The sequence below is a fragment of the Streptomyces sp. QH1-20 genome, from assembly GCF_041283565.1.
GTDB classification, from domain to species: Bacteria; Actinomycetota; Actinomycetes; order Streptomycetales; family Streptomycetaceae; genus Streptomyces; species Streptomyces syringius.
In genome coordinates, this window is the sequence record NZ_CP166299.1 from 4,059,391 (window position 1) to 4,085,937 (window position 26,547).

The window sequence follows — 26,547 nt, forward strand, 5'->3', positions numbered from 1 at the left end:
TCGTGTTTCACGTGAAACGCCGCTCCCTGCTCAAAGGAATCATCGGCCGGGGCCGTGCGGCCGCACCGCGCGACCGCCATCCGGCCCACGACGCGGGTTTGTCCACAGGAGACGTGGATTCATCCACAGGAGAACGGGCCTCGCTGGTTCACGACCCCGAAAGCATGGCAGGCTCTGTTCATTGCGAGCCTGATGTCGAGGAGAGTGAATCCTTGCGGTCCGACGCCAACATCGCGGGGCCGATGGCCGACCCGGTCCCCGGTCCCCGCCCCGCCGACTCCGAGCCAGGGGCTGCCACCGGTCCCCTGACTGCCGGGGAGGTCGTTTCACGTGAAACGCCACCTCCCCCGATGCCCAGGCCGGAGCAGACCCGGGTGATGGTGGTCGCCAACCAGAAGGGCGGGGTGGGCAAGACCACCACCACCGTCAATCTGGCGGCCTCCCTGGCGCTGCACGGCAACCGGGTGCTGGTCGTCGACCTCGACCCCCAGGGCAATGCCTCCACGGCGCTGGGGATCGACCACCATGCCGATGTGCCCTCGATCTACGACGTTCTCGTGGACAGCAAGGCACTCTCCGATGTGGTGCAGCCGGTCGCCGATGTGGAGGGCCTGTTCTGCGCGCCCGCCACGATCGACCTCGCCGGCGCCGAGATCGAGCTTGTCTCGCTCGTCGCCCGGGAGAGCCGGCTGGACCGGGCGATCAAGGCCTATGAGCAGCCGCTGGACTACATCCTTATCGACTGCCCGCCCTCGCTGGGTCTGCTGACGGTCAACGCGCTGGTCGCCGGAGCCGAGGTACTCATCCCGATCCAGTGCGAGTACTACGCGCTGGAGGGCCTGGGCCAGCTGCTGCGGAACGTCGAGCTGGTGCGGGGGCATCTCAACCCCAAGCTCCATGTGTCGACGATTCTGCTCACCATGTACGACGGCCGGACGAGGCTTGCCTCGCAGGTGGCCGACGAGGTGCGGACCCACTTCGGCAAGGAGGTGCTGCGGACGAGCATCCCGCGCTCGGTCCGTATCTCCGAGGCGCCCAGCTATGGGCAGACGGTTCTTACGTATGACCCGGGTTCCAGTGGTGCGCTGTCCTATCTGGAGGCGGCCCGGGAGATCGCGCTGCGGGGGATCGGCGTGCACTACGACGGCAGCAGGGCCCATCTGGTGGGCCGCCAACATCAGCAAGACCAGCACAGCATGTCGGAGGGGCTTCAGTGAGTGAGCGACGTAGGGGACTGGGCAGAGGGCTCGGTGCCTTGATTCCGCCGGCGCCGAAGGGATCGGACAACGGCGGTCCGGCCGTGGTGCCCGGCACGACGTCGCCGACCGCGGTGCCGGTGCTGACGGCCGAGCGGGGGGTGGCCGCCGCGAAGGTGACCACGCTTCCGATGGACGAGGTCTCCGGCGGGTCACCGAGGGGTGCGTCCGTTTCACGTGAAACGGAGAATCGGGCCCCTGCGGCAGCCGAGGTGCCCACGGTGGAGGAGGCGGCCGGGGCGCACTTCGCCGAGCTTCCCCTCGACTCCATCACGCCGAACCCTCGGCAGCCCAGGGAGGTCTTCGACGAGGACGCGCTCGCTGAACTGGTCACCTCGATCCGTGAGGTCGGGCTTCTTCAGCCGGTTGTCGTGCGGCAGCTGGCCCCGGAGCGCTATGAGCTCATCATGGGTGAGCGCAGATGGCGGGCGTGCCGGGAAGCCGGGCTGGAGAAGATCCCCGCCATCATCCGGGCGACCGACGACGAGAAGCTGCTGCTCGATGCACTCCTGGAGAATCTGCACCGGGCCCAGCTGAACCCGCTGGAAGAGGCCGCCGCCTACGACCAGCTGCTCAAGGACTTCAACTGCACCCATGACCAGCTGGCGGACCGGATCGGTCGCTCACGTCCGCAGGTCTCCAACACGCTGCGACTGCTGCGGCTGTCGCCGGCCGTGCAGCGTCGGGTCGCGGCCGGGGTGCTGTCGGCCGGACATGCCCGGGCGCTCCTCTCGGTCGATGACTCGGAGGAGCAGGACCGGCTCGCCCACCGCATCGTCGCCGAAGGACTGTCGGTCCGCGCGGTCGAGGAGATCGTGACGCTGATGGGCTCTCGGTCGAAGAGCTCCACCAAGGCGAAGGGACCCCGGGCGGGGGGCCGGGTTTCCCCGGCGCTGACCGATCTGGCCTCGCGGCTGTCGGACCGCTTCGAGACCCGGGTGAAGGTGGACCTCGGGCAGAAGAAGGGAAAGATCGTCGTCGAGTTCGCCTCGATGGACGATCTGGAGCGGATCCTCGGCACGCTGGCCCCCGGTGAGGGGCGCGTCCTGGAGCAGAAGCTCACGGGCGCGGAAGAGGACGACGCGGAGTAGGGCCGTTTCGCGGGCGTCGCTTCGACGATCGTTTCAGGGGCGGGTCGTGTTTCACGTGGAACACGACCCGCCCTTTGCCATGTCCGGCTATCCGGTCAATCGCCGCGCGGATACCATGCGTTGAGGTATGGCACATCCACGTTGGACACAGTTCACGGAGGGACGGCGCCATGCGAACGGTGAACCGGGCCGGACTGGTGGCAACAGGGTTGGGCCTGGGGGCAGTCGGCGGCTTCGTCGGCAGCTTCCTCTGGGAACGCATTGCGTTGCACGCAGCCCGGGGTATGGCTCGCGAAGGAAGTGAGGTTCTGGCTCCATGGGGCGTCGGCTCGTACCGCTCACGCTGGACAATCTCCCGGATCTCCCCAAGCGCTGTCGCGCCTGTGTCTTCTGGGAGTTGGACCCTGTCAGCGGCGAAGCCGCGCTGAGGGCCGGACGTCCGGAGCTGGAGAAAGAGGCCTGGATCTCCGCCGTGCTGCTGGAGTGGGGCTCCTGCGGTCGGGTGGTGTACGTCGACGATGTGGCCGTGGGCTTTGTCCTCTACGCACCGCCGGCCTATGTGCCCCGGTCGACCGCCTTCCCCACGAGTCCGGTCTCTGCGGACGCCGTGCAGTTGATGACCGCGTGGCTGATGCCGGGTTACCAGGGGCAGGGCCTGGGCCGGGTGATGGTGCAGACTGCCGCCAAGGACGCGCTGAGGCGTGGCTTCAAGGCGATCGAGGCCTTCGGTGACGCCCACTGGTCGGAGCCGGCCTGTGTGCTGCCTGCCGACCATCTGCTGGCCGTGGGCTTCAAGACGGTACGGCCGCACCCGCGCTACCCCCGGCTGCGGCTGGAGCTACGAACGGCGCTCTCCTGGAAGGAGGACGTCGAGCTGGCCCTGGACCGGCTGCTCGGGGCGGTGCAGAAGGAACCCGCACTGCGGCCGCTCTAGAGCTGATCGCTCAAGTCGGCGAAGACGCCGATGGGCCCGCACCTCGAGGGAGATGCGGGCCCATCGGCGTGCTGCGGCCCGTTTCACGTGAAACAGCGGGCACGTGAAACAGGGCTGCTTACTTGGCGCTGATGAAAGCGTCGAGCTCGCGCAGGAGGGCGACCTTCGGCTTGGCACCGACGATCGTCTGGACGACCTCGCCGCCCTGGTAGACGTTGAGGGTCGGGATCGACATGACGCCGTACTTCGCGGCCGTGCCCGGGTTCTCGTCGATGTTCAGCTTGACGATCTCGATGTCGTCACCGTGCTCGGCGGCAATCGCCTCCAGGGACGGGGCGATCTGACGGCACGGGCCGCACCACTCGGCCCAGAAGTCCACGAGAACGGGCTTGTCGCTCTTGAGGACGTCCTCGTCGAAGGTGGCGTCGGTAACGGTCTTGAGAGCCACGGAGGTCTCCTTACGTCTTTTCTGCGTGGGGCGGGGGGAGGGGGAAGAGAGTGGGTCAGGCGGTCTGCTCGGGCTCCCGGACGCTGTCGCTGTCCGAGAGGGAGGCGAGGTAGCGCTCGGCGTCCAGGGCGGAGGAGCAGCCCGTGCCGGCAGCGGTGATCGCCTGGCGGTAGGTGTGGTCCACGACGTCACCCGCGGCGAAGACGCCGGTGAGGTTCGTGCGGGTCGAGGGGGCCGAGACCTTGAGGTAGCCCTCGTCGTCCAGGTCCAGCTGGCCCTTGAACAGCTCGGTGCGCGGGTCGTGGCCGATCGCGATGAACAAACCGGTCACCGGCAGCTCGGAGGTCTCACCGGTCTTGAGGTTGCGCAGGGTGAGGCCGGAGAGCTTGTTCTCGCCGTGGATCTCCGCGACCTCGCTGTCCCAGACGAAGGAGATCTTGGGGTCGGCGAAGGCACGCTCCTGCATGGCCTTGCTGGCGCGCAGGGTGTCTCGGCGGTGCACGACGGTGACGGACTTGGCGAAGCGGGAGAGGAAGGTGGCCTCCTCCATCGCCGTGTCGCCGCCGCCGATGACGGCGATGTCCTGGTCCTTGAAGAAGAACCCGTCACAGGTGGCGCACCAGGAGACACCGCGGCCGGACAGCTCGTCCTCGCGGGGCAGACCGAGCTTGCGGTGCTGGGAGCCGGTGGTGACGATCACGGCCTTGGCACGGTGGACGGTGCCGGCGGAGTCGGTGACCGTCTTGATCTCGTCACTGAGGTCGACCGCGATGACGTCGTCCGGGATCAGCTCGGCACCGAAGCGCTCGGCCTGGGCCCGCATGTTGTCCATCAGGTCGGGACCCATGATGCCGTCACGGAAGCCGGGGAAGTTCTCCACATCGGTCGTGTTCATCAGCGCGCCACCGGCTGTCACGGCGCCCTCGAAGACCAGCGGCTTCAGAGAGGCACGGGCGGTGTAGAGCGCGGCCGTATAGCCCGCAGGCCCGGAACCGATGATGATCACGTTGCGGACGTCGCTCACGGGTGTCTTCCTTGTCTCTGCCGACTGCTGTCTGGGGTCCTGATGGGGTTCACCCCACCCAACGGATCCTACGGGGCGAGCATTCCCGACAGGCGACAGCTCACATGGAGAGACGGCTCAACCACGCGGCACGGTCTGGTCCGCCAGTACCTTTCCGGGTGACGATGGCGAGGCGGTGACGCAGGTGGCGGAGACCACATAAGCGTCGACGAGCGCCTCGTTCCCGGGGTGCGGGAGGACGACGACGTACGCCTCCTCACCCTTGTACTGCTCCGGATGCGCGGCGAGGATCGCCTCCGAGCGCTTGGTGCCCTGCTGGACACAGGCGGGGGCGGTGGTGCCTGAACCGAACAGCGTCGCGTTGGGGGAGTTCGGAGCGCTCATCCCCCGCGTCTCGGCGTTCTCGGCGCCCTTCTGCTTCTCCAGCAGCTCATGAACGCGTGTCTTCAGTTCACCGGAGCCGAGGACGATCGCCGTCGGGGACGGCGCGGCCCGGGGAGTGTCCGCTTGATCGTCGCTGCCACTGTTCAGCAGAAGGAAGCTGCCCGCACCGAGCACGGCCGCCGCACAGGCGGAGCCGAGCAGCACCCTCGGCCAGCGGCGGGCCCGACGGCCGCGCGGCCCGGAAGACGAGGGCGTCTGCCGACCGGGCCCGGTGGTGGCGCGAGGCCGGGCCGGGGGTCGATCGCCCGTTTCACGTGAAACGGCCACGGGATCAACGGACACGGGACGACCACTCATCACGGTTTCACGTGAAACGAGGCTCGCCGCGCTTTCCGCGTTCGCCGCGGCTTCCGCGACTGCCGCGCCCTGCGCGGCGGACGTGGTCGCGGGAGCGGTGGCCGAGAGAAGCGCTTCGGCCGCGAGTGCCGCGTCGATCCGGCCGGCGATATCCGTCGGCATCCGGAGCGGGCCGGGAAGGGTCCCGAGCAGCCCGCGGATCTCGTCCAGCGAGTTCCGTACGTCGTCGCACAGCTCGCAGTCGGCCAAGTGCTCCCGCACGTCAGCGGTCCGTGAGGGGGAGAGGACACCCTCGGCGAGTGCGGAGATCTCCGCGACCTCCGGGTGCTCATCCGTGCCGGTCGTTGAAGTCACGCTCGCCCACCTCCGCCCTTCACTGGATCCGCGTCGTTCTGTCCTGCCGGTGGTGGGACGGACGTCCCCTGCGACCGGTTCCTTCCCCCCTCGACAGGTGGGCTACCCCTGCCATCGGGGCGCAGATGGGTGAGCATCGGCAACAACCGGGCCCGCCCCCGAGCGCATCTGCTCTTCACCGTGCCGGTGGGGACGTCCAGGACCTTCGCCGCCTCGGCGACGGGATAGCCCTGCATATCGACGAGAACGAGAGCGGCACGCTGCTCGGGGGGCAGCGTGGCCAGGGCTTGCAGCAGTTCGCGGTGGAGATCGCCGCGCTCGGCGGGGGCGGCCGCGGACTCATGGGGTTCGAGGAGTTGCTCGAGCCGCTCGGTCTCGGCGAGCGGCGCGGTACGTCGCGAGGCGGCCTTGCGGGCCCGGTCCAGGCAGGCGTTGACGGTGATGCGGTGCAGCCAGGTGGTCACGGCGGACTGCCCACGGAAGGTGTGCGCGGCCCGGTAGGCGGAGACCAGTGCGTCCTGCACGGCGTCGGCGGCCTCTTCCCGGTCGCCGAGCGTACGCAGCGCCACCGCCCAGAGCCGGTCGCGGTGGCGCCGCACTATCTCGCTGAACGCGTCGGGGTCGCCTTTGACGTGCATGGTGAGGAGATCGGCGTCGCTCGCACCGCCACGTGTGACGTCGTCCAACGTCGAGTCCCTCCCCCTGACCCCGGGATGCGCTAGCCGGAAACCTTGATCTCCGAAATGCCGCCGCGGTACCCGTTGCCGTTGATGTCCGGGGGCAGCTCGGTGATGTGAATCAATACGTAGCGTGTCTTCAAGGGCTTCTTGATGTCTACCTTGATTTCTTGGTCGACCCGGTCGAGCTTGGTCACACGCTGCGGGAAGCCGCTGAGGGTGGTCGGAGCCGAGTCCGACGAGGGGTCGGCTGCGAGAATCTCCGCGGTCTGGCCCTGCCGGTACATGGCCACCTCGATGCGCGAGACGTCCTTGACGCTACCGAGGTCGACGACGATGCCGCTGCCGTCCGCGCGGTTGTCCAGGTTGCCGAAGTTTGCGTGACCGTAGAAAGCGCCCGTGACCCAAGCGGTGTTGGGGTCCTTGTCCACAGCCATGGGCGCCTTGCCCCCGGCGAACGGAGCCGTCAGGGGCGAGAACTCCGTGCCGGCCGCGATCGGAAGCCGCTTGAGCGGACCCTTCTTGGGCAGACCGTCACCGGTCGACCGCGAATGCTGGTCGTCCTTCGACTCGCTCCCGTCCTTCAGGAGCGTGTCCGCGAGCTGCCAGCTGCCGAGACCGAGGGCCGCGATGAGGAGGGCCGAGACGCTCCATTTGAGCGCCCTGCCCGTGCGGCTCTGGAGCGGGGGCGGGGGGACGGGTACGGGCTGGGTGGCGCGGCCGTGGTGCTGCGGCGGCTGACCGTACGTGCCGCGCTGATAGTTCGTGCGCTGATACGCCGGAGGAGTGGCGAAGGCCGATTCCGGCGGCCGGATGCGCGGCATCGCGGCCACCGCCTTGGCCAGTTCTTCCGGAGTCGTGCACGGCTGTTCCTGCCGTGACGCGGTGGCCCCGTCATTGACGAGTGCGCGCATCGCGAGCTCGGAGAGGCCGCGGTGGACGCCGGCGCGGACCTGGTCGGGGGCGATGAGGCCGACGCCCTTGGGCAGCCCGGACAGCCCGTGGGCGTTGCTCTCGTAGGGCCAGCGCTGGGTGAGGGCGGCGTAGAGCAGTGCGCCGATGGCCTCGGTGTCGGTGCGCTGGGGGTGCTCGGAGGTGATCCCCCGGAGGGCGGCCATGACGGCGAGGCCGCGGATCCGGTACTGCCCGGACTCGGTACGCAGTACGGAGCCGGGGTGGAGACGCAGATGGGCGAGGCCCTCGCGGTGGGCGGCCGCCATGGCCTGGGACACCTGGCTGACGAGCTGGTAGGCGTCGTGCGGCTCCATCGGGCCCGCGGCGAGGAGGGGGGTCAGTTCGGTGGCGTCGGGCAGCCACTCGTGGACGACGTAGACGAGGTCGTTCTCCTCGACGGCGTCGAGGACCTGCACGAAGCGCGGGTCGCCGAGCAGTGCGGCCGAGCGGGCCGCGGCGAGCACCGGGCGGGCTCGCGGGTGGTCCGCCGGCAGCAGGTGGACGCCGACGGCGCGGCGCAGCTTCTCGTCGACCGCACGCCAGCTGCTGAATCCCTCCAGACGGGTGACGCACTCCTCCAGGCGGTACCGCTTGGCGAGCTTGTGACCGCTGTGCAGCTCGGGCGGTTGTGCGGCGCGCGCGGGGCTTTCGGGCTCCGCGCGCTCGGTGTCCTTGTGTGTGCCGACCTTGTTCTCGGCCTCCACCCCGTCGGTCGTGGCCTGGTCCGCCTTGGCGGTCAGCGGCTTGTCGCCGCTGTTGTCAGCCACGTCGACGGCAGCCGTGCTCCGTTCCGCCACCGTCGTTCCTGCCTCCCCATCCGTTGCACGCCGTCCACAGCCACGACAATTGTGCCCACAGTCCGGCGCTATGCACGACACGCGGCGGCGGGCGATGGTTGTGCTCCCGTCAGCGGCCGAGCCGTCCACGGACCATACCGACCATGGCAGTCAGCTCCTCGATGCGCATCCGCTTCGCGGCGATGTAGAACACGATGATCAGGATGAGACCACCACCGGCCAAGGCGGCGAGCGATCCGAGAGCACCGCTGCCGAGAACCTGACCGATTCCGTACGCGACGGCTCCGCCGATGAGAGCGGCGGGGATGCACGCGCCGATCAGGCGGGCGTAGGTACGGACGACGTGCGAGCCGTCCAGGTCGCCGCCCAGGCGGGTACGCAGCCGGCGCCAGGCGACACCGACACCGATGGCGTACCCCAGGCCGTAGGACGCGGCCATGCCGGCCACGGCCCAGCGGGCGGGCAGGGCGAAGTAGGCGAGGGTCGAGGCCGCGGCGTTGACGGCGGCGACGATCACCGTGTTGTAGAAGGGGGTCCGGGTGTCCTCGTAGGCGTAGAAGCCGCGCAGGATCACGTACTGGATCGAGTACGGGATGAGCCCGAGGCCGAAGGCCATCAGCACGTAGCCGATGTTGGTGGCGCCGTCCGATCCGGAGCCGGAGAACATCAGCGTGGCCATGGGGAGGCCGAGCGCGAGGAACGCGAACGCGCAGGGCACGATGGCGACGGCCGAGGTGCGCAGCCCGTAGGAGATGTCGTCGCGGACGGCGCTGACCTCTCCGTCGTGGGCGGCGCGGGAGATCCGGGGCAGGACCGCGGTCATCACCGAGACCGTGATGATGGCCTGCGGCATCTGCCAGAGCTGCAGGGCGAAGTTGTACGCGGTGATGCCGGTGCCGGGGTGGCCGGCCTTGTCGGCGATGTCACCGGCGCGGGTGGCGAGCTGGGTGACGACGACCATGCCGAGCTGGTTGGCGAGGACGAAGAAGAACGTCCACTTGGCGAGACCCGCGGCCTTGCCGAGGCCGTGGCCGCGCCAGTCGAAGCGGGGCCGGATCCGGAAGCCCGCGTCACGCAGGTACGGGATCATCGCCAGGGCCTGGACGGCGAGGCCCAGCAGCGTGCCGATGCCGATCAGCCGGACGGCCTCGGGGGTGATGGAGGCGGTGCCGATGCCGCTGGCGGAGGCGGTGCCGAAGACCCAGATGAAGGATCCGAAGATGGCGATGATGACGATGTTGTTGAGGACCGGGGTCCACATCATCGCGCCGAAGTGTCCGCGCGCGTTGAGGATCTGGCCCAGGACCACATGCAGGCCCATGAAGAACATGGTCGGCAGGCAGTAGCGGGCGAACGCCACGGCGACGTCCATCTGGTCCGGGTGGGACGCGATGCTCGGCGACATCATCCGGATGAAGAGCGGTGCGCCGAGGACACAGACGGTGGTCACGGCACCCAGGAGGACCACGACCAGGGTGAGGAGACGGTTGGCGTAGGCCTCGCCGCCGTCCTCGTCGTTCTTCATCGCCCGCACGAGCTGCGGGATGAAGACCGCGTTCAGCGCGCCGCCGCCGACGAGGATGTAGATCATCGTCGGCAGGGTGTTGGCGACCTGGTAGGTGTCGCTGAGGGTGGCCACGCCGATCGCGGCCGCCATGACGAGGTTGCGGACGAAGCCGAGGATGCGGGAGACCAGGCTGCCCGCCGCCATCAGGGCGCTCGACTTCAGCAGGCTGGAGGCCTTGCCGCCGCCCTTGGGCTTCGCCGCGGGCGGGGCCGTCGGCTCCGGCTCGGGGTCCGGGGTGGGGAGCTGCGCCGCCGCGGGCGTGCACTGGCCGGGGGCGGGGATCTGCTGGCCGGACGGGCGCGGCGGCTCGTACGGCTGCTGCTGGTCGCGGTACAGGTGCGCGAAGGCGTCGCGCTCGGGGCGCTCGTCCGAGGCCTGGCCGACGAGGCCGCCCACTCCGGCGAATTGGGTGGTGGGCTCGCCGCCGTACGGCCGCGCCGGAGCCTCCGGCTGGTGCGGGGGCGCCGGCGCCCACTGCCGGGGGTCGGGGCCCTGCTGGGACGCGGGCGGCTGCGGGTAGAGCGGCTGGGTCGGCTGGTAGGGGCCGGGCGCCGGCGGGTTCGCGGCCCGGTCGTAGAGCGCGTCGGTCACCGGGTCCTGCGCGGCCGGGTCGTGCTCCGGGTAGGGGTTGGAGGAGTACGCGTCCTGGAGGTAGGGGTCCTGGGCGTACGGCCGCCCCTGGCGGCCCGGGGCAGGCTGGCGCGGCGGGTACGGGTCCCGCTGCTCACCACCCGCGCCCTGACCGCGGTCACCGTCGTACGGCGCGTTCATCGCTACCCCACCTCATCGTCCGCGGCCGTCCGGCCCCACTACACGTCAACGGTCCACTTTCTCACCTGAGCCGGATGGGTCACTGTTCTGCGATCCGGTGTCCGGGTCCGGGTCACCCGGCTGCTCGGGACGGCCGTCGTCCGGCCCGCTGTCCCCGGTGTCTCCCGCGTCACCGTCCGGTCCGTCGCCCTCGCCGCCGCGAGCGGCGGACCGCTTGCGGCGCTGGAGGTAGATACGGAGCCCGGCGAGAACCAGAAGGAGCACACCACCGGCGATGACCAGGAGCACCATAGGGGTGATGGACGTGACATGCACAGTGAACTTCACCGGGTCGCCGTAGGGCTCACCGTCGTCCGTGTAGAGCTGGGCGGTGACCTGGACGGGACCGTTGGCGTTCGCACGGGTCTCGAATTTGACGGTCTGGCTGCGCCCGCCCTCGATCTTGACGTCCTGGGACTCGTCGACCTTGAGGCGATTGGGCTGGCTGGACTTCAGGACCAGGTTCAGGCCGTCGATCCGTTGCAGCAGACCGTTGTGGACCGACACCGGGATCGTCGCGCTGCGTCCGGAGAGGGTCATGTCGGACTTGCTGATGAGGTTGACCGTGCGGGTCAGCTGGGCCAGATAGGACTGCACGGCGTTGCGGAAGTCCGCGGCACCCCGGCGGTCGCCGCGCCAGGACGTGGACATCTCCCGCATGATCGCGCTGCCGAACGGGGTGACCACCCGGTCCTGGGACGTCAGGATCACCTTGAAGCTGTCCAAGGCGTTCTGGGTCCGCTGGATCTCCTGGAACGCCTCGGTGGTCAGCTCCTGCGAGCGCAGCGAGCCCGGGTACGAGCCGGGGCCGGGCACCTGCTGGTTCGCGGACGCGTCCGGCTTGGCCTTCGCGGCGTCCCCGAGGTCACGGGGCTGTGTCCAGCGGCCGTCCGACAGCGCGCCGATCGCGGTGGCCATCGCCTGTGCCTGGCTGGTCGTGGGCATCCGCTGCGGCGCCACGACGATGCTGCGCTCGTCGTCCGGGGCCTGCTTGTTGATCAGAAGGCTCTGGGCGAGGAACCGCTGCACGGCGAGCGAGGCGTCGTGGGCCCGGAGCATGTCGCCCTGGAAGACGGTGGAGAGCCGCGCGTCCGCGACGACGGCCGTGTTGCCGCTGCCGATCTGCCGGGCGGCCGAGGGGGTGTAGGGAGTACCGGCGGGGTCGCGGAGGCTGTCGCTGCGGGCGATGACGTTGTGGGCACCGGCCGAGGTGGCGACGTCGACGATCGAGGTGTCGACCGCGCCGTCCACGGGCCAGGCGAAGTCCGTGCGCGGCTTCACGCCGAGGATGGTCTCCACGGTGGTCGAGGCCAGCTCGGTGGCGGACTGGAGATGGCTCAGGATGCCCGAGACGTCCTTGCCGCGGTGGGCGAGCGAGGCCAGGTCCGGGTCACCGAAGGGCAGCGCCACCACCTGGTGGCCCGCCACGGCGTCCTGGAGCTTGTTGAGCCACTGCTTGGCGACCGCCTGCCCCTTGCCGGGGGTGCTCTTGCCCTCCGGAGCGTCGATCTCGTAGTTCTTCGTCATGGCCTCGACCGTGGCGAGCAGATCCGGGTCGATCACCCAGGTGATCGGCAGGCTCTTGCCCAGTGTGACGAGCTGGTACAGCCGGCCGCCCGGCGCCAGCTCCGCGGCGAGGTCGTCGTTGGGGAAGATGGGGGTCTGCTGCTGGTCCGACTCGGTCCGCGCGGTCAGACGGGTGGCGGAGATGAGCGGCCACATGAAGGTGACCTGCGTCTTCTTGCCCTCGGTGGCGGACGGCTGCCAGGGCAGCACGGTCCGCTGTATTCCCAGCACCCGCTCGTACGGCTGGTCGCTGGACTGGCCGGAGAGGGAGACACCGAGCTGGTAGACGCCGTCGCGGCTGAGGTCCAGATCCTTCACCGGCACGGAGAGGGTGAAGTCCCGGCTGACCCCAGGGGACAGCTTGTCGATCTTCTGCCGGTGGTTGCCGCCGACCTCGTTGCCGTCGGTGCCCGGTGAGTACCCGGTCCGCTGGCCGAGATCGTCGATGTCGCTGCGTCCGCTGATCTGCGGGCCCACCCGCAGGGCCACATGGGCGCCGAAGATCGTGGACTTGCCGTGGTTGGTGACCGTGCCGGAGATGGTGAGCGTGTCGCCCTGCTTCGGGACCACCGGAGTCATCGAGTCCACGGCCACGTCGACCGTGCGGGAACCGCCGTTGTCCGCGTGCGCGGCGGGGGCCGCCGGCAGCTGTACGAGCCCGAGGACCAGCAGCACTCCCAGGAGCAGTGTCGCGGTGTGCCGGAACCACCGGCAGGCAGGAGCGGACCTCGTCCCCTGGAACTCTGCCGCCTCGGCCACGCGCTCGCCCGTCCCTCGTCGTCGTCAGTGGTCGTCGGTTGTGCGTCCACGAATGGTAACGAGGCCCGCTGTGACGAAGTGCTGCGGACCGCTGTACAAGATCGCTGTCATGGCCCGATGTCCTGGCTGCGCCTGGTTTGCGGGGGCCGAAGGCCGGTGCCCGGGAACGAAGAGGCCCTCGCGCGCGCGGCCACGTACCCTCTTCTGTTGTGTCGAATGCCAACAATGACAGCCTCACCCCGCCGTCGACGAACGAGCTCAGCCAGGTGCAGCGACGTGCCGTGAGTGAGCTCCTGCGGGTATCCCCCGTAGCCGACGACCTCGCCCGCCGATTTCAGGAGGCCGGGTTCACTCTTGCCCTGGTCGGCGGATCGGTGCGGGACGCGCTGCTCGGCCGGCTCGGCAATGACCTGGATTTCACGACGGACGCCCGCCCGGACGATGTGCTGAAGATCGTCCGCCCCTGGGCCGACGCGGTCTGGGAGGTGGGCATCGCCTTCGGGACCGTGGGCTGCCGCAAATCAGACTTTGAGATTGAGATCACGACATACCGGTCGGAAGCGTACGACCGGACGTCGCGAAAGCCCGAGGTCTCCTACGGCGACTCCATCGAGCAGGACCTCGTCCGCCGTGACTTCACCGTCAACGCGATGGCCGTGGCACTCCCGGAGAAGGAGTTCATCGACCCGCACAACGGCCTGGAGGACCTGGCCGCGCGCGTCCTGCGCACCCCGGGCACCCCGGAGGAGTCCTTCTCCGACGACCCGCTGCGCATGATGCGGGCCGCGCGCTTCGCCGCGCAGCTGGACTTCGAGGTTGCGCCCGAGGTCGTCGAGGCGATGACGGCCATGGCCGACCGTCTGCAGATCGTCTCGGCCGAGCGGGTCCGTGACGAGCTGAACAAGCTGCTCCTCTCCGAGAACCCCCGGAAGGGCCTGCGGCTGCTGGTCGACACCGGCATGGCCGACCTCGTGCTGCCGGAACTGCCGGCCCTGCGTCTGGAGAGCGACGAGCACCACCGGCACAAGGACGTCTACGAGCACTCGCTGACCGTCCTGGAACAGGCCATCGACCTCGAAGAGAACGGTCCCGACCTCGTGCTGCGCCTCGCCGCGCTGCTGCATGACATCGGCAAGCCGAGGACGCGTCGCTTCGAGAAGGACGGCCGGGTCTCCTTCCACCACCACGAGGTGGTGGGCGCGAAGATGACCAAGGCGCGGATGACGAAGCTCAAGTACTCCAATGAGCTGATCAAGGACGTCTCCCAGCTCGTCGAGCTGCACCTGCGCTTCCACGGCTACGGCACGGGCGAGTGGACCGACTCGGCCGTGCGCCGCTATGTCCGCGACGCCGGCCCGATGCTGGACCGGCTGCACAAGCTGACGCGATCCGACTGCACGACGCGGAACAAGCGGAAGGCGAATGCGCTTTCGCGCGCCTACGACGGGCTCGAGGAGCGCATCGCCCGGCTGCAGGAGCAGGAAGAGCTGGACTCGATCCGGCCGGACCTCGACGGCAACGAGATCATGGAGATCCTCGCCGTCGGCCCCGGCCCGCAGGTCGGCAAGGCGTACAAGCACCTGCTGGAGCTGCGCCTGGAGCACGGCCCGATGGGACACGACGCGGCTGCCGCGGCGCTCAAGGAGTGGTGGGCCGCACAGGAGGCCTGAGCGGCGGCACATGTTTCACGTGAAACATGACGGAGCCGGGTGACGTTTCACGTGAAACATCACCCGGCTCCGTCGTATCCGGCTACTTGGTGCCGGCTTCCTTGTTGTCGCTGAAGCACAGAACGAAGGAGTCGCTACCGCGCGACTGCTCGTAGCCGCCCGTGGCGCCTTCCACGGAGGAGCAGGTGGCCATGGCCGACTTCGCCCCGTCGACCTTCTTGATGACCTTGTACTTCGCCTTGGCGTCCTTGCAGTCGACGACCTCGACGTCCGGCTTGGTGGTGGTGCCGGAGTTCATGACGCAGTCACCGACGGCTGCGGTATCCGCGTCGTCACGCGAGGCTATGTAGCCGCCCACCGCGATGATGACGAAGACGACCGGCAGACCGATCATGCGAATCTTCTTGAGCTTGGAGCGACGCGGGGCCGGCGGCGGCACCGGGGCACCGGGGAAGCCTTGCGGCTGGCCGTACGGGCCGGGCTGCTGACCGTACGGGTTCCCCTGCGGCGGCTGGCCGTAAGGGGCCTGCGGCTGCTGGCCGTAAGCGTTTCCACCCTGCTGGGCGAACGGGTTCTGGTTCTGCGGCGGCGGAGTGGTCACGTGAAATCCCTCGGGCTGAAGCCTGATCCGGTCGGAGTGCAGCCCGTAAGGTACCTGTAAAGAAACCGGCCACTCGGACATATCCGCAGCTCAGAGGGTGGCTGTAGCCTTGATGTGACACTTAACGGCGACGAAAACCTGTCATAGCCACAGCAATTGCCGCGTAGATCACGGCCACCGTTACCACCAGCACGACCGACCGGCCGTCAGGCGGCAGCATCAGGGCGGCCACTCCGGCCGCTCCCACGAACGCGACGTTGAACAGCACGTCGTAGAGCGAGAAGACCCGGCCGCGGAAGGCGTCGTCGACGGACGACTGGACCACCGTGTCCGTGGAGATCTTCGCGCCCTGGGTGACAAGCCCCAGGACGAAGGCACCGATCAGCGTCGGGACACGCTCGAAGGGCAGGCCCAGAGCGGGTTCGAGGAGCGCCGCGGCCGCGGCGCAGACCACTATCCAGCCGAGCGGGCCGAACCGGGCGGTGGCCCACGGCGTGATGACGGCCGCCGCGAAGAACCCCGCGCCGGACACGGCGACGGCGAGGCCCAACAGGGCGAGTCCTTCGGAGTCGTCGTCGGTCCACGCGTACCGGCAGAGCATCAGCAAAGTCACCGTCAGCGCGCCGTAGCAGAACCGCATCAGGGTCATCGCGCCCAGCGCCCGGGCGGCGGTGGGCCGCTCGGCCAGGTGGCGCAGCCCTGCGGTCAGCCCCGTCACGGTGGCCAGCACCGTGGTGCCCAGGGGAGTCCGGGTCGGTGAGATGTCCGGGCCCAGCAGGTCCACGGGCATGCGCAGCGAGGAGAGTGCGGCGCACAAGTACAGTGCCGCGCCCAGAAGTACGACCAGCGCGTCGGACGCGTGGCCTTCGGGGGAGGCCAGGCGGACGACGAAGGCGAGGCCGCCGCCCGCGGTGGCGGCGAGCGTACCGGCGGTCGGGGAGAGGGAGTTGGCCATGACCAGGCGCTCGCGTGAGTCGACGACGCGGGGCAGGGCGGCCGAGAGTCCGGCGAGGACGAAGCGGTTGACGGCGGTGACCGACAGCGCGGAGACGTAGAAGAGCCAGTCCGGGACGCGGGCGACCATGAGCAGCGCCGTGCCGATGGCCAGGGCGGCTCGCAGGAGATTGCCGTGGAGCAGCACCTGGCGTCGGCGCCAGCGGTCCAGCAGGACTCCGGCGAACGGGCCCAACAGCGAATAGGGCAGCAGAAGGACGGCCATGGCGGAGGCGATCGCCGCCGGTGAGGCCTGCTTCTCGGGCGAGAAGACGACGTACGTGGCGAGCGCGACCTGATAGACACCGTCGGCCGACTGGGACAGCAGCCGTACGGCCAGCAGACGGCGGAAATCGCGCAGACGCAGCAGGACGCGCAGATCACGCACAACAGGCATGCCGAACAGCCTCACACACCACACAGGCCCCCGGGTGGATTACCCGGGGGCCTGCGGAGAAGCGGAGTGCGGCTGCGGCGCGCTCAGCGCGCCGCGTCAGGCCTCGCTCAGCGCTCGACCTCGCCCTTGATGAACTTCTCGACGTTCTCCAGGGCCTCGTCGTCGAAGTACTGCACCGGCGGCGACTTCATGAAGTACGAGGACGCGGAGAGGATCGGGCCACCGATGCCGCGGTCCTTGGCGATCTTCGCGGCGCGCACGGCGTCGATGATGACACCCGCGGAGTTCGGGGAGTCCCACACCTCGAGCTTGTACTCGAGGTTCAGCGGGACGTCACCGAAGGCACGGCCCTCGAGGCGCACGTACGCCCACTTGCGGTCGTCCAGCCAGGCCACGTAGTCCGACGGGCCGATGTGGACGTTGTCGTCGCCCAGCTCGCGGTCGCGGATCTGCGAGGTGACGGACTGCGTCTTGGAGATCTTCTTGGACTCCAGGCGGTCACGCTCGAGCATGTTCTTGAAGTCCATGTTGCCGCCGACGTTCAGCTGCATGGTGCGCTCGAGGCGGACACCGCGGTCTTCGAAGAGCTTCGCCATCACACGGTGCGTGATGGTGGCGCCGACCTGCGACTTGATGTCGTCGCCGACGATCGGGACGCCCGCCTCGGTGAACTTGTCCGCCCACTCCTTGGTACCGGCGATGAAGACCGGCAGAGCGTTGACGAAGGCGACCTTGGCGTCGATGGCGCACTGCGCGTAGAACTTCGCCGCGTCCTCGGAGCCGACCGGCAGGTAGCAGACCAGGACGTCGACCTGCTTGTCCTTGAGGACCTGGACGATGTCGACCGGGGCCTCGGCGGACTCCTCGATGGTCTGGCGGTAGTACTTGCCCAGACCGTCGTAGGTGTGGCCGCGCTGGACGGTGACACCCGTGGACGGCACGTCGCAGATCTTGATGGTGTTGTTCTCGCTGGCGCCGATGGCGTCCGCGAGGTCGAGGCCGACCTTCTTCGCGTCGACGTCGAACGCGGCCACGAACTCCACATCACCGACGTGGTAGTCGCCGAACTGCACGTGCATCAGACCCGGCACGCGGCCGTTCGGGTCGGCGTCCTTGTAGTACTCGACGCCCTGAACCAGCGAGGCGGCGCAGTTGCCCACGCCTACGATGGCTACGCGAACCGAACCCATTCCGGTTGCTCCCTGTTTGTACTCGACAAAGCCCTGCGGAGTGCAGAGCTCACTTGGCGGTGTCATCGGACGGATCCGGCCGGGAGGAACCCCGGTGCCGGGGCAGGCCGTCCGTATCCCCGGTTGTGTCCTGCGCGGCGGAGCCGTTGCGCTGGTCGCGCCCGGCCCGCTCGCTCTCGATCAGCTCGTTCAGCCAGCGGACCTCACGCTCCACCGACTCCATGCCGTGACGCTGGAGCTCGAGGGTGTAGTCGTCCAGCCGCTCGCGGGTACGGGCCAGGGAGGCGCGCATCTTCTCGAGGCGCTCCTCCAGCCGGCTGCGGCGGCCTTCCAGCACCCGCATGCGCACGTCCCGCGAGGTCTGCCCGAAGAACGCGAAGCGGGCGGCGAAGTGCTCGTCCTCCCACGCGTCCGGGCCGGTGTGGGCGAGGAGCTCTTCGAAGTGCTCCTTGCCTTCCGCCGTCAGCCGATAGACGATCTTCGCCCGGCGACCGGCCAGTGATGCCGCGCGGGCATCCTCCGGAGCGCTGCCGGGCTCCTCGATCAACCATCCGTTGGCGACCAGAGTCTTCAGGCAGGGGTAGAGGGTGCCGTAGCTGAACGCACGGAACACCCCGAGTGAGGTGTTGAGGCGTTTGCGCAGCTCATAGCCGTGCATCGGAGACTCGCGGAGCAGGCCGAGGACGGCGAACTCAAGGATGCCGGAGCGTCTGCTCATTTCTCGCCTCCTTGGTCCTCTACGTCCCTTATGCCGAGCTGATGTATCGACTCGATACATCCAGACGATAGAACGAGCGTCCTGTTGCGACAAGAGGGGGCACGGTGAACGAGGTCACATCACTGATTCGTGGGACAGAACCCGCCTGATTTGGAGTGAACATCCCCAGTGGGCGGGATTTGGCCGTGCGTAGTCTGTGCGCCATGCAGACCACCGGGAACCGTGTGACGTCGTCAGACGTCCTCGTCCTGGATGCAGTGCGCCCGGTTGCTCAGGGGGGCCCGGATCGCGCATCGGGGGGAACGGAAGCCACCTGCCGCTTTCAGGCGATAGCGCCTGCCCGAGGAGTAGTCGTTCGATGAGCGAGCATCGTCGCAAGCCGCCGCAGTCCCAGGGCGGCGGACGGGCCGCGTCCCGGCGCGCGGCGCAGCAGCCGGGTGCCGGCCGCCGCGCCGCACCGCCGGGGGGCGCGGCCGAGCCCGGCCATGGCCGCATGGCCGAGCCGCAGTACACAAGCAGGGCCGAAGCGCGGCGCGGGGCGCAGCGTGGTGATAGCGCCACCGGGCGCAGACGCCCGGCCCCGGGGGCCGGCGGAGCGGGCCGGGGGCGGCGGGACGGCGGCCGCCCGGCCAAGAAGCGGTTCATCGACTACCCGCGTGCGGGCAAGGTCGGGGCGCGGCGCTGGTTGCCGTCCTGGAAGCTGGTCACCGGGCTGTGCATCGCGTTTCTCGGGTTGATCATCGGTGTGGTCGGCATCGCGCTGCTGATCGTGCAGGTGCCGACGGCGCGGGCCGCCTCGACCGTCCAGAAGAACGTCTATTACTGGGCGGACGGCGACCAGATGGTCGTGGCCGGTGGTGGTGAGCTCAACCGTCAGATCGTGCCGATCGCCAAGATTCCCGAGGCGATGCAGAACGCGGTGGTCTCGGCCGAGAACGCCACGTTCTGGGAGGACCAGGGCGTCGACCCGATGGGTATCGCCCGGGCCGTGGTCAAGATGGCTCAGGGCGGTGAGACGCAGAGTGGTTCGACGATCACCCAGCAGTTCGTGAAGAACACCTACCTCAGCCAGGACCAGACGCTGACGCGTAAGGCCACCGAGCTGCTGATCTCGATAAAGGTGGGGGCGACCGAGGACAAGAGCAAGATCCTCGAGGGCTACCTCAACACGGCCTACTACGGGCGAGGCGCCTACGGTATCCAGGCCGCCGCGCGGGCCTATTACAACAAGGACTGCACGGAGCTGAACGCGAGCGAGAGCGCGTTCCTGGCGGCCACCTTGAACGGTCCCAACCTCTACGACCCGTACGGCGGTCAGGGCCCCGCGGCCACTCCGGAGAAGAACACGAAGCGGGCCACGGACCGCTGGAAGTGGACGCTGGACCGAGAGGTCGAGGTCAGCCACAAGTACCTGTCGCCGGAAGAGCGCGACAAGTGGGTCGCGAAGGGCTTCCCGAAGCCCCAGCCGCCCAAGCCGGCGACCAACCGGGCCGGGCAGATCGGCTATCTGACCAGCCTCGCCGACAACTACATCGTCGCGCACTCCAATCTCAGCAAGGCCCAGTTGGACAAGGGTGGATTCCAGATCCACACCACGTTCGACAAGAAGAAAGTGAACGCGCTGGCCAAGTCGGTGGCGGACGTCCGCAAGGCCAACATCAAGCCGAACGCGCGCGAGGTCGACAAGCACGTGCAGTTCGGCGGGGCGTCCGTGGAGCCCAAGACGGGCAAGATCGTCGCCATTTACGGCGGTGAGAACGCGCTCGAGCACTTCACCAACAACGCCGACTACACCGGTGTCCAGGTGGGTTCGACGTTCAAGCCCTTCGTCCTGGCCGCCGCGATGACGCACGGAAAGCGCAATCCGGGCCTCGGCTCGCACCAGACCGATTCCCAGCGCACGGTCGTCTCGCCGGACAGCATCTACAACGGCGACAACAAGCTGACGCTGCGGGACTACAACGGCCAGATCTGGCACGACCAGAACGGCAGCGAGTGGCATCAGCGGAACGACGGTGACGAGGACAAGGGACTCGTCACGTTGCGTACCGCCATGCAGTACTCGGTGAACACCCCCTTCATCCAGCTCGGCATGGACGTCGGCACCGACCTGGTGAAGGAATCGGCGGTCAAGGCGGGTCTGGACGAGGACCAGCTGGCCTCCCTTTCCCCGACCTTCTCCCTCGGTACGTCGGCGCCCAGTGCGATCCGGCTGGCGGGCTCCTACGCGACCTTCGCCGCGAGCGGGAAGCAGATCGACCCCTATTCGGTCGAGAAGGTGGAGAAGGACGGCAAGCCGCTCTACAAGCACGAGACGGAGAGTGCACAGGCCTTCGACGCGAATGTGGCGAACAACGTCACAGACGTGCTGAGGACGGTCGTGCAGGACGGCACAGGTACCGCGGCGCAGCTCGGTGACCGCCCGGTGGCGGGCAAGACGGGTACGACCGATGAGAACCGGTCGGCCTGGTTCGCCGGCTACACCCCGCAGCTGTCCACCGCGATCGGCATGTATCGCGTCAACCCCAACGCGAAGAAGCAGGAATTCCTGTCGATGCGCGGTGTGGGTGGCAAGCCGACGATCCACGGTGCCTCGTTCCCGGCCGAGATCTGGGCCGATTACATGGGCAAGGCGCTGAAGGGGAAGCCGATCGAGCAGTTCGAACCGGCGCAGCCGATCGGAAAGAAGATCTTCGGAGACGGCGCGAGCCCCTCCCCCAGCCCGACCCCGTCGACGTCCGCGTCGCCGACCCCGTCGAAGTCGGCGTCGCCGACCCCGTCGAAGACCCCGAGCAAGTCCCCGTCGCCGAGCAGGTCCTGCCACCCGCTCGACCCGCGGTGCAAGCCCGGTGGCTCCGGTGGCCCGGGGGGCGGCAACGGAGGCGCGTCGGGCGGTCCCGGTGGTCCGGGCGGGACGGGCACTCCGGGTGAGTCCCCGGAGCCGGATCCGACCCGGGGCCGGCCGGGCGGGCTGTTCGGCGGTCCGGGCGATTAGGCCGACCTGCCGGTACACCCATCCGGAGTGATCTTTTTCGAGGGCCGTCCCGCGTTCGCGCGGGGCGGCCCTCGAGGTTATCCACAGGCTCCGACGGGTGACAGGCTCTTACGGCAGGATGTCCGCATGAGGAGCGTGCGGGACGACGAGCAGGTACGGCCCACCGTCGAGGACGAGGTGGCCGCCGCCGGCAGTGAGCTCATCGGCGGGCCGGCCGGGCGGCGTGCCCTGACCGGCCTGGGCTGGTGGACGCCGGTCCGGGTGATCGCGCTGGTCGCGCTCGGCATGTTCGCGCTCGGCATGGTGCAGAAGCTGCCCTGCTACAACTACGGCTGGTTCTACGGCGCCACCACCCAGTACACCCACGCCTGCTACTCCGACATCCCCCACCTCTACAGCGGTCGCGGCTTCGATCTCGGGCTCATCCCGTATTTCGACAAGATCCCCCAGACCGTCTCCGGTGGCATGGACTATCTGGAGTACCCGGTCCTCACCGGGTTGTTCATGGAGATCGCCGCCCGGCTCACCCCGGGGGGCGGGAGCATCCAGCACCGCGAGCAGCTCTATTGGCTGGTCAACGCCGGCATGCTGATGGCCTGCACCGCGGTGATCGCCCTCTGTACGGCCCGGACGCACCGCCGCCGCCCCTGGGACGCCCTCCTGGTCGCCCTCGCGCCGGCCTTCGCCCTCACGGCCACCATCAACTGGGATCTGTTCGCGGTCGCCCTCACGGCCGCCGCGATGCTGATGTGGTCACGCGGGCGGGCCCTCGGGGCGGGCATCCTGATCGGTCTGGCCGCCGCGGCGAAGCTGTATCCGGCGCTGCTGCTCGGGCCGCTGTTCATCCTGTGCTGGCGGGCCGGGCGCCACCGGGCGTTCCTCGGGGCCGTGTCCGGCGCGGTCGTGGCCTGGCTGGTGGTGAATCTGCCGGTCATGCTGACGCACGACGCGAGCGGCTTCCACATCCGCGAGGGCTGGGCGAAGTTCTACACCTTCAGCCAGGAGCGGCCGGTCGACTTCGGCTCGGTCTGGCTCTTCATCTCCCAGCGCACCGGGAATCCGCTGGATGACGCCAATACCTACGCCACGCTGCTGATGATCCTCGGCTGTCTGGGCCTGGGGGCCCTCGGGCTGTACGCGCCCAGGAGGCCGCGCTTCGCGCAGCTGGTCTTCCTGGTGGTGGCGCTCTTCATCCTGACCAACAAGGTCTATTCGCCGCAGTACGTGCTGTGGCTGATCCCGCTCGCGGCGCTGGCCCGCCCGAAGTGGCGTGACTTCCTCATCTGGCAGGCGTGCGAGGTCCTGTACTTCCTCGGCATCTGGTTCCACCTGGCCTACACGGGAAGCGGCGACAAGCACCAGGGGCTGCCCCTGGAGGGCTATCAACTGGCGATCGTGCTGCACCTGTTGGGCACGTTGTATCTGTGCGCCGTCGTCGTGCGCGACATCCTGCTGCCGGAGCGCGACGTCGTCCGGCGGGACGGCTCGGACGACCCCTCGGGCGGTGTGCTGGACGGGGCCCCGGACATATTCGTCCTCGGCTCCGCGCGCCGGGCTCGGCACGCGGAGACGCACGAAGGCACACGTGTCCAATGGGGTGCCGCGAGCCGCGAACCGTAGTCACGCGGCTCCGGCCCCCGCATCAGGGGGGTGGATCAGTGATCGAGCAGCCGGTCGAACTGGGTGGTGGTGTGCCGCAGGTGGGCCACCAGTTCGTCGCCGACCTGGGGGGCGGGGACGTCGCCGGGCACGAACAGGATGGAGACCTGCATGTGCGGGGGCTCCGCGAACCAGCGCTGCTTGCCCGCCCAGACGAAGGGCGAGAGGTTGCGGTTCATCGTCGCGAGCCCGGCCCTGGCGACGCCCTTGGCGCGCGGCATCATGCCGTGCAGTGCCTTCGGGGCCTCCAGGCCGACGCCGTGCGAGGTGCCGCCGGCCACCACGACGAGGTAGCCGTCGCCGGCCGCCTTCTGCTGGCGGTAGCCGAAGCGGTCGCCCTTGGCGACGGGCGTGACGTCCAGGACGGCACCCCGGTACTGGGTGGCGTCGTGGTCGCCGAGCCAGAGCCGGGTGCCGATGCGGGCGCGGAAGCGCGTCTGCGGGAACTGCTGCTGCAGATGGGCGAGTTCATCGGCCTTGAGGTGGCTGACGAACATGGTGTGCAGCGGCAGCCGCGCGTTGCGCAGTCGCTCCATCCAGCCTATGACCTCGCCGACGGCGTCGGTGCCGTCGGTGCGGTCCAGCGGGAGGTGGATGGCGAAGCCCTCCAGGCGCACGTCCTCGATGGCGGCGTACAGCTTGGGGAGGTCCTCCTCGCTGATGCCGTGGCGCTTCATGCTGCTCATGACCTCGACCACGACGCGGGCGCCCACGAGGCCGCGCACGCCGTCGACGGAGGAGACCGACCGGATGGCCCGGTCGGGCAGCGGCACCGGCTCCTCGCCGAGGCGGAACGGCGTCAGCACCAGCAGATCACCGCTGAAGAAGTCCTTGATGCGGGCCGCTTCGTAGGTCGTGCCGACGGCGAGTATGTCCGTCCCGAAGCGGGCGGCCTCGTCGGCCAGCCGCTCGTGGCCGAAGCCGTAGCCGTTGCCCTTGCAGACCGGGACTATCCCCGGGAACTGCTGAAGGACGGTCTGCTGGTGTGCCCGCCAACGCGCGGTGTCGACGTAGAGCGTGAGCGCCATGGCCGGTCCCGGAACCTTTCGCTGAGTCTGCTGTGTGACGTGGTCGTGTGTCTGACGGCGTTGCCCCGTGGCCCGGCGGACGGCCGGGCCGAAGGATCAGCGACGCGACATGTACATGTCGAGGGCCTTGTGCAGCAGCTTGTTGAGCGGGAAGTCCCACTCGCCGAGGTACTCCGCCGCCTGCCCGCCCGTGCCGACCTTGAACTGGATGAGGCCGAAGAGGTGGTCGCTCTCGTCGAGGGAGTCACCGATGCCGCGCAGGTCGTAGACGCTCGCCCCCAGGGCGTAGGCGTCGCGCAGCATGCGCCACTGCATCGCGTTCGACGGGCGGACCTCGCGCTTGTGGTTGGCGGAGGCGCCGTAGGAGTACCAGACGTGACCACCGACGATCAGCATCGTCGCCGCGGCGACCGCCTCGCCCTCGTGCACGGCGAAGTACAGCCGCATGCGGTTGGGGTCCTCGGTGTTGAGGGCGGTCCACATGCGCTGGAAGTAACTGAGCGGGCGCGGGCGGAACTTGTCGCGCTCGGCCGTGATCTCGTACAGGTGCTGCCAGGTCGCGAGGTCCTCGTAACCGCCCTGGACGACCTCGACGCCGGCCTTCTCGGCCTTCTTGATGTTGCGGCGCCACAGCTGGTTGAAGCCCTTGTGGACATCCTCCAGCGAGCGGTTCTCCAGCGGCACCTGGAAGACGTAGCGCGGCTGGACGTCACCGAAGCCGGCGCCGCCGTCCTCGCCCTGCTGCCAGCCCATGCGGCGCAGCTGGTCGGCGACCTCGAAGGCGCGGGGCTCGATGTGGGTGGCCTCGACGTCCCGCAGACGCTTGACGTCCGGGTCGGCGATGCCGGACTTGATGGCATTGGAGTCCCAGCGCCGGATGACGACGGGCGGGCCCATCTTCACGGAGAAGGCACCCTGCTGCTTCAGGTGGGCCAGCATGGGCCGCAGCCAGTCGTCGAGGTGCGGGGAGAACCAGTTGATGACCGGGCCCTCGGGCAGATAGGCCAGGTATCGCTTGATCTTGGGCAGCTGGCGGTACAGGACCAGACCGGCGCCGACGAGCCGGCCGGTCTTGTCGAACCAGCCCAGGCTTTCCGAGCGCCACTCCGCCTTTACATCCGCCCAGGCCGGGACCTGCATGTGGCTGGCCGCGGGCAGGCTCTGGATGTACGCCAGATGCTGCTCACGGCTAATGGTCCTCAGGGTCAGGCTCATGCGGGGCGCTCCTCGGCAGGTGTGTCCCCAGGGTCGGGGCTCCGGCTCTCGCGCCGAAGCCTACTGCGACAGGGGAGCGCCCCGGTTGGGCGTACTGCCGCATGGCTCTGTGCGCCCGCGCCTGTACCCGGAGTGCGGATACGGGCGGGGCGGGACCCACAGGGGCCGGCGCGGCCCCGCGGCTATCCGAGGACGCCGCCGAAGAGCCCGCCGTGCGCCATGCCCAGGAAGAAGCCGATGGCAGCGGCGCCGAGCCCGATGACCAACAGGAATCGCTCGCCCGTCGTGGCCGAGATGAACTGGCCCCAGGCCCCGGTGAGGATGCCGACCAGGCCGGTCCAGGAGCTGAGCAGGTGCAGATGGTGGAAGGCCGATGAGATGAAGGCGATCGCGCCGAGCACGACCGTCACGGCGACAAAGGTGTTCTCGACGGGGTGGGCCTTGCCGTCGCTGTTCAGCACGGAACCGAGCAGCGAGCGGGGGCCTTGTTGCGGTCGAGCATCCTGTGCCATGGGGATACCTCCTGTAGGCAGGCGGCGCACTGTAGCGCCGGTCACACCCGATGGGTCCAGATTGCGGTGCCGGGCGCCTGGATTTCAACCGGAAGCCGGAGTGCGGGTACTGTGTACCGTCTGCACCGGTGTCTGCCCAGACCAGCTTCGGTCTCCAGGGGCGACCCAGGGACTTCCGCTGATTGTCAGTGTCGGCCGATACCGTTGTTCACGCATCACGACCCTCCTGCCACGGAACGACCGTGGCCGCTGAGTCCAAAGGAGGTGGGTTCCACATGCGTCACTACGAGGTGATGGTCATCCTCGACCCCGATCTCGAGGAGCGCGCTGTCTCCCCGCTGATCGAGAACTTCCTCTCCGTCGTCCGTGAGGGCAACGGAAAGGTCGAGAAGGTCGACACCTGGGGCCGTCGTCGTCTCTCGTACGAGATCAAGAAGAAGCCCGAGGGCATCTACTCGGTCATCGACCTGCAGGCCACGCCTGCGGTCGTCAAGGAGCTCGACCGCCAGATGAACCTGAACGAGTCGGTCCTCCGGACCAAGGTCCTCCGTCCCGAGACCCACTGAACCCCAGCGGTTCAGAGGTAATCGG

The 26,547-nt window shown here is 68.9% G+C and carries 21 protein-coding genes; 7 read left to right on the forward strand and 14 right to left on the reverse strand.

Features of this window, described 5'->3' with window-relative positions; translation table 11 throughout:
• The first annotated feature begins 164 nt into the window (after nucleotides 1-164).
• The 3 genes from AB8O64_RS18195 (at nucleotide 165) to AB8O64_RS18205 (ending at nucleotide 3,281) form a co-directional block, all read left to right on the forward strand.
• Nucleotides 165-1,217 carry a ParA family protein gene (locus AB8O64_RS18195; RefSeq protein ID WP_356451114.1) on the forward strand — a complete coding sequence of 351 codons (1,053 nt, stop codon included), beginning with the start codon at nucleotides 165-167 and terminating at the stop codon, nucleotides 1,215-1,217.
• Nucleotides 1,214-2,347: a ParB/RepB/Spo0J family partition protein gene (locus AB8O64_RS18200; protein WP_370420025.1), complete on the forward strand. Its 1,134-nt coding sequence runs from the start codon at nucleotides 1,214-1,216 to the stop codon at nucleotides 2,345-2,347. The genes AB8O64_RS18195 and AB8O64_RS18200 overlap by 4 nt, the downstream gene beginning before the upstream one ends.
• A 316-nt stretch (nucleotides 2,348-2,663) precedes the next feature.
• Nucleotides 2,664-3,281, forward strand: coding sequence for a GNAT family N-acetyltransferase (locus AB8O64_RS18205; protein ID WP_356451110.1), 618 nt, complete (start codon nucleotides 2,664-2,666; stop codon nucleotides 3,279-3,281).
• Nucleotides 3,282-3,399: 118 nt separating this feature from the next.
• Here the strand turns inward: AB8O64_RS18205 and trxA are convergent, their stop codons facing one another.
• From trxA to AB8O64_RS18240, 7 genes are all read right to left on the reverse strand, one after another.
• A complete protein-coding gene (gene trxA, locus AB8O64_RS18210) occupies nucleotides 3,400-3,729 on the reverse strand; it encodes a thioredoxin (RefSeq protein ID WP_365210272.1) in 330 nt (109 codons plus the stop codon).
• 55 nt (nucleotides 3,730-3,784) lie between these two features.
• The gene (trxB, locus tag AB8O64_RS18215; protein ID WP_365371490.1) at nucleotides 3,785-4,753 is read right to left on the reverse strand and encodes a thioredoxin-disulfide reductase; all 969 of its coding nucleotides are present in this window, start codon (nucleotides 4,751-4,753) and stop codon (nucleotides 3,785-3,787) included.
• Between the two features lie 117 nt (nucleotides 4,754-4,870).
• Nucleotides 4,871-5,848 (reverse strand): zf-HC2 domain-containing protein, encoded by a 978-nt coding sequence (locus AB8O64_RS18220; RefSeq protein WP_370420026.1) that lies wholly within the window; start codon nucleotides 5,846-5,848, stop codon nucleotides 4,871-4,873.
• Entirely contained in the window at nucleotides 5,845-6,534 is a 690-nt protein-coding gene (gene sigM / locus AB8O64_RS18225; protein ID WP_370420027.1) for an RNA polymerase sigma factor SigM, read from the reverse strand. Before sigM ends, AB8O64_RS18220 begins: the two co-directional genes overlap by 4 nt.
• A gap of 32 nt (nucleotides 6,535-6,566) precedes the next feature.
• The gene (locus AB8O64_RS18230) at nucleotides 6,567-8,276 is read right to left on the reverse strand and encodes a protein kinase family protein (protein WP_370420028.1); all 1,710 of its coding nucleotides are present in this window, start codon (nucleotides 8,274-8,276) and stop codon (nucleotides 6,567-6,569) included.
• A gap of 109 nt (nucleotides 8,277-8,385) precedes the next feature.
• On the reverse strand, nucleotides 8,386-10,614 hold the full coding sequence (gene murJ, locus AB8O64_RS18235) for a murein biosynthesis integral membrane protein MurJ (RefSeq protein WP_370420029.1): 2,229 nt from the start codon (nucleotides 10,612-10,614) through the stop codon (nucleotides 8,386-8,388).
• Nucleotides 10,615-10,659: 45 nt separating this feature from the next.
• Entirely contained in the window at nucleotides 10,660-12,978 is a 2,319-nt protein-coding gene (locus tag AB8O64_RS18240) for a DUF6049 family protein (protein ID WP_370420030.1), read from the reverse strand.
• Nucleotides 12,979-13,187: 209 nt separating this feature from the next.
• On the opposite strand from AB8O64_RS18240, the gene AB8O64_RS18245 reads away from it, so the two are divergent.
• Entirely contained in the window at nucleotides 13,188-14,648 is a 1,461-nt protein-coding gene (locus tag AB8O64_RS18245; protein WP_370420031.1) for a CCA tRNA nucleotidyltransferase, read from the forward strand.
• Between the two features lie 82 nt (nucleotides 14,649-14,730).
• Here the strand turns inward: AB8O64_RS18245 and AB8O64_RS18250 are convergent, their stop codons facing one another.
• The 4 genes from AB8O64_RS18250 to AB8O64_RS18265 form a co-directional block, all read right to left on the reverse strand.
• Complete coding sequence (locus tag AB8O64_RS18250; RefSeq protein WP_365210252.1) at nucleotides 14,731-15,249, reverse strand: hypothetical protein; 519 nt, start codon at nucleotides 15,247-15,249, stop codon at nucleotides 14,731-14,733.
• A 121-nt stretch (nucleotides 15,250-15,370) separates the two neighbouring features.
• Nucleotides 15,371-16,639, reverse strand: a complete 1,269-nt coding sequence (locus AB8O64_RS18255) for an MFS transporter (RefSeq protein ID WP_370420032.1) — start codon at nucleotides 16,637-16,639, stop codon at nucleotides 15,371-15,373.
• Between the two features lie 107 nt (nucleotides 16,640-16,746).
• The gene (locus AB8O64_RS18260; protein WP_356451090.1) at nucleotides 16,747-17,829 is read right to left on the reverse strand and encodes an inositol-3-phosphate synthase; all 1,083 of its coding nucleotides are present in this window, start codon (nucleotides 17,827-17,829) and stop codon (nucleotides 16,747-16,749) included.
• Nucleotides 17,830-17,878: 49 nt separating this feature from the next.
• Entirely contained in the window at nucleotides 17,879-18,547 is a 669-nt protein-coding gene (locus tag AB8O64_RS18265) for a PadR family transcriptional regulator (protein ID WP_130878568.1), read from the reverse strand.
• Between the two features lie 358 nt (nucleotides 18,548-18,905).
• On the opposite strand from AB8O64_RS18265, the gene AB8O64_RS18270 reads away from it, so the two are divergent.
• Both AB8O64_RS18270 and AB8O64_RS18275 read left to right on the forward strand, forming a co-directional pair.
• Nucleotides 18,906-21,542 carry a transglycosylase domain-containing protein gene (locus tag AB8O64_RS18270; RefSeq protein ID WP_370420034.1) on the forward strand — a complete coding sequence of 879 codons (2,637 nt, stop codon included), beginning with the start codon at nucleotides 18,906-18,908 and terminating at the stop codon, nucleotides 21,540-21,542.
• A 126-nt stretch (nucleotides 21,543-21,668) separates the two neighbouring features.
• Nucleotides 21,669-23,162, forward strand: a complete 1,494-nt coding sequence (locus tag AB8O64_RS18275; protein WP_370420035.1) for a glycosyltransferase family 87 protein — start codon at nucleotides 21,669-21,671, stop codon at nucleotides 23,160-23,162.
• 35 nt (nucleotides 23,163-23,197) lie between these two features.
• On the opposite strand, the gene AB8O64_RS18280 is transcribed toward AB8O64_RS18275, so the two are convergent.
• The 3 genes from AB8O64_RS18280 to AB8O64_RS18290 all read right to left on the reverse strand — a co-directional run bounded on the left by AB8O64_RS18280 (nucleotide 23,198) and on the right by AB8O64_RS18290 (nucleotide 25,956).
• Nucleotides 23,198-24,229, reverse strand: coding sequence for an alanine racemase (locus AB8O64_RS18280; protein ID WP_130878565.1), 1,032 nt, complete (start codon nucleotides 24,227-24,229; stop codon nucleotides 23,198-23,200).
• Nucleotides 24,230-24,325: 96 nt separating this feature from the next.
• A complete protein-coding gene (locus AB8O64_RS18285) occupies nucleotides 24,326-25,444 on the reverse strand; it encodes a peptidoglycan bridge formation glycyltransferase FemA/FemB family protein (RefSeq protein ID WP_130878564.1) in 1,119 nt (372 codons plus the stop codon).
• Between the two features lie 182 nt (nucleotides 25,445-25,626).
• On the reverse strand, nucleotides 25,627-25,956 hold the full coding sequence (locus AB8O64_RS18290; RefSeq protein WP_370420036.1) for a hypothetical protein: 330 nt from the start codon (nucleotides 25,954-25,956) through the stop codon (nucleotides 25,627-25,629).
• A gap of 275 nt (nucleotides 25,957-26,231) precedes the next feature.
• Here AB8O64_RS18290 and rpsF point away from each other — a divergent pair, with 275 nt between their 5' ends.
• Nucleotides 26,232-26,522: a 30S ribosomal protein S6 gene (rpsF, locus tag AB8O64_RS18295; protein ID WP_058045341.1), complete on the forward strand. Its 291-nt coding sequence runs from the start codon at nucleotides 26,232-26,234 to the stop codon at nucleotides 26,520-26,522.
• Nucleotides 26,523-26,547 lie beyond the last annotated feature (25 nt).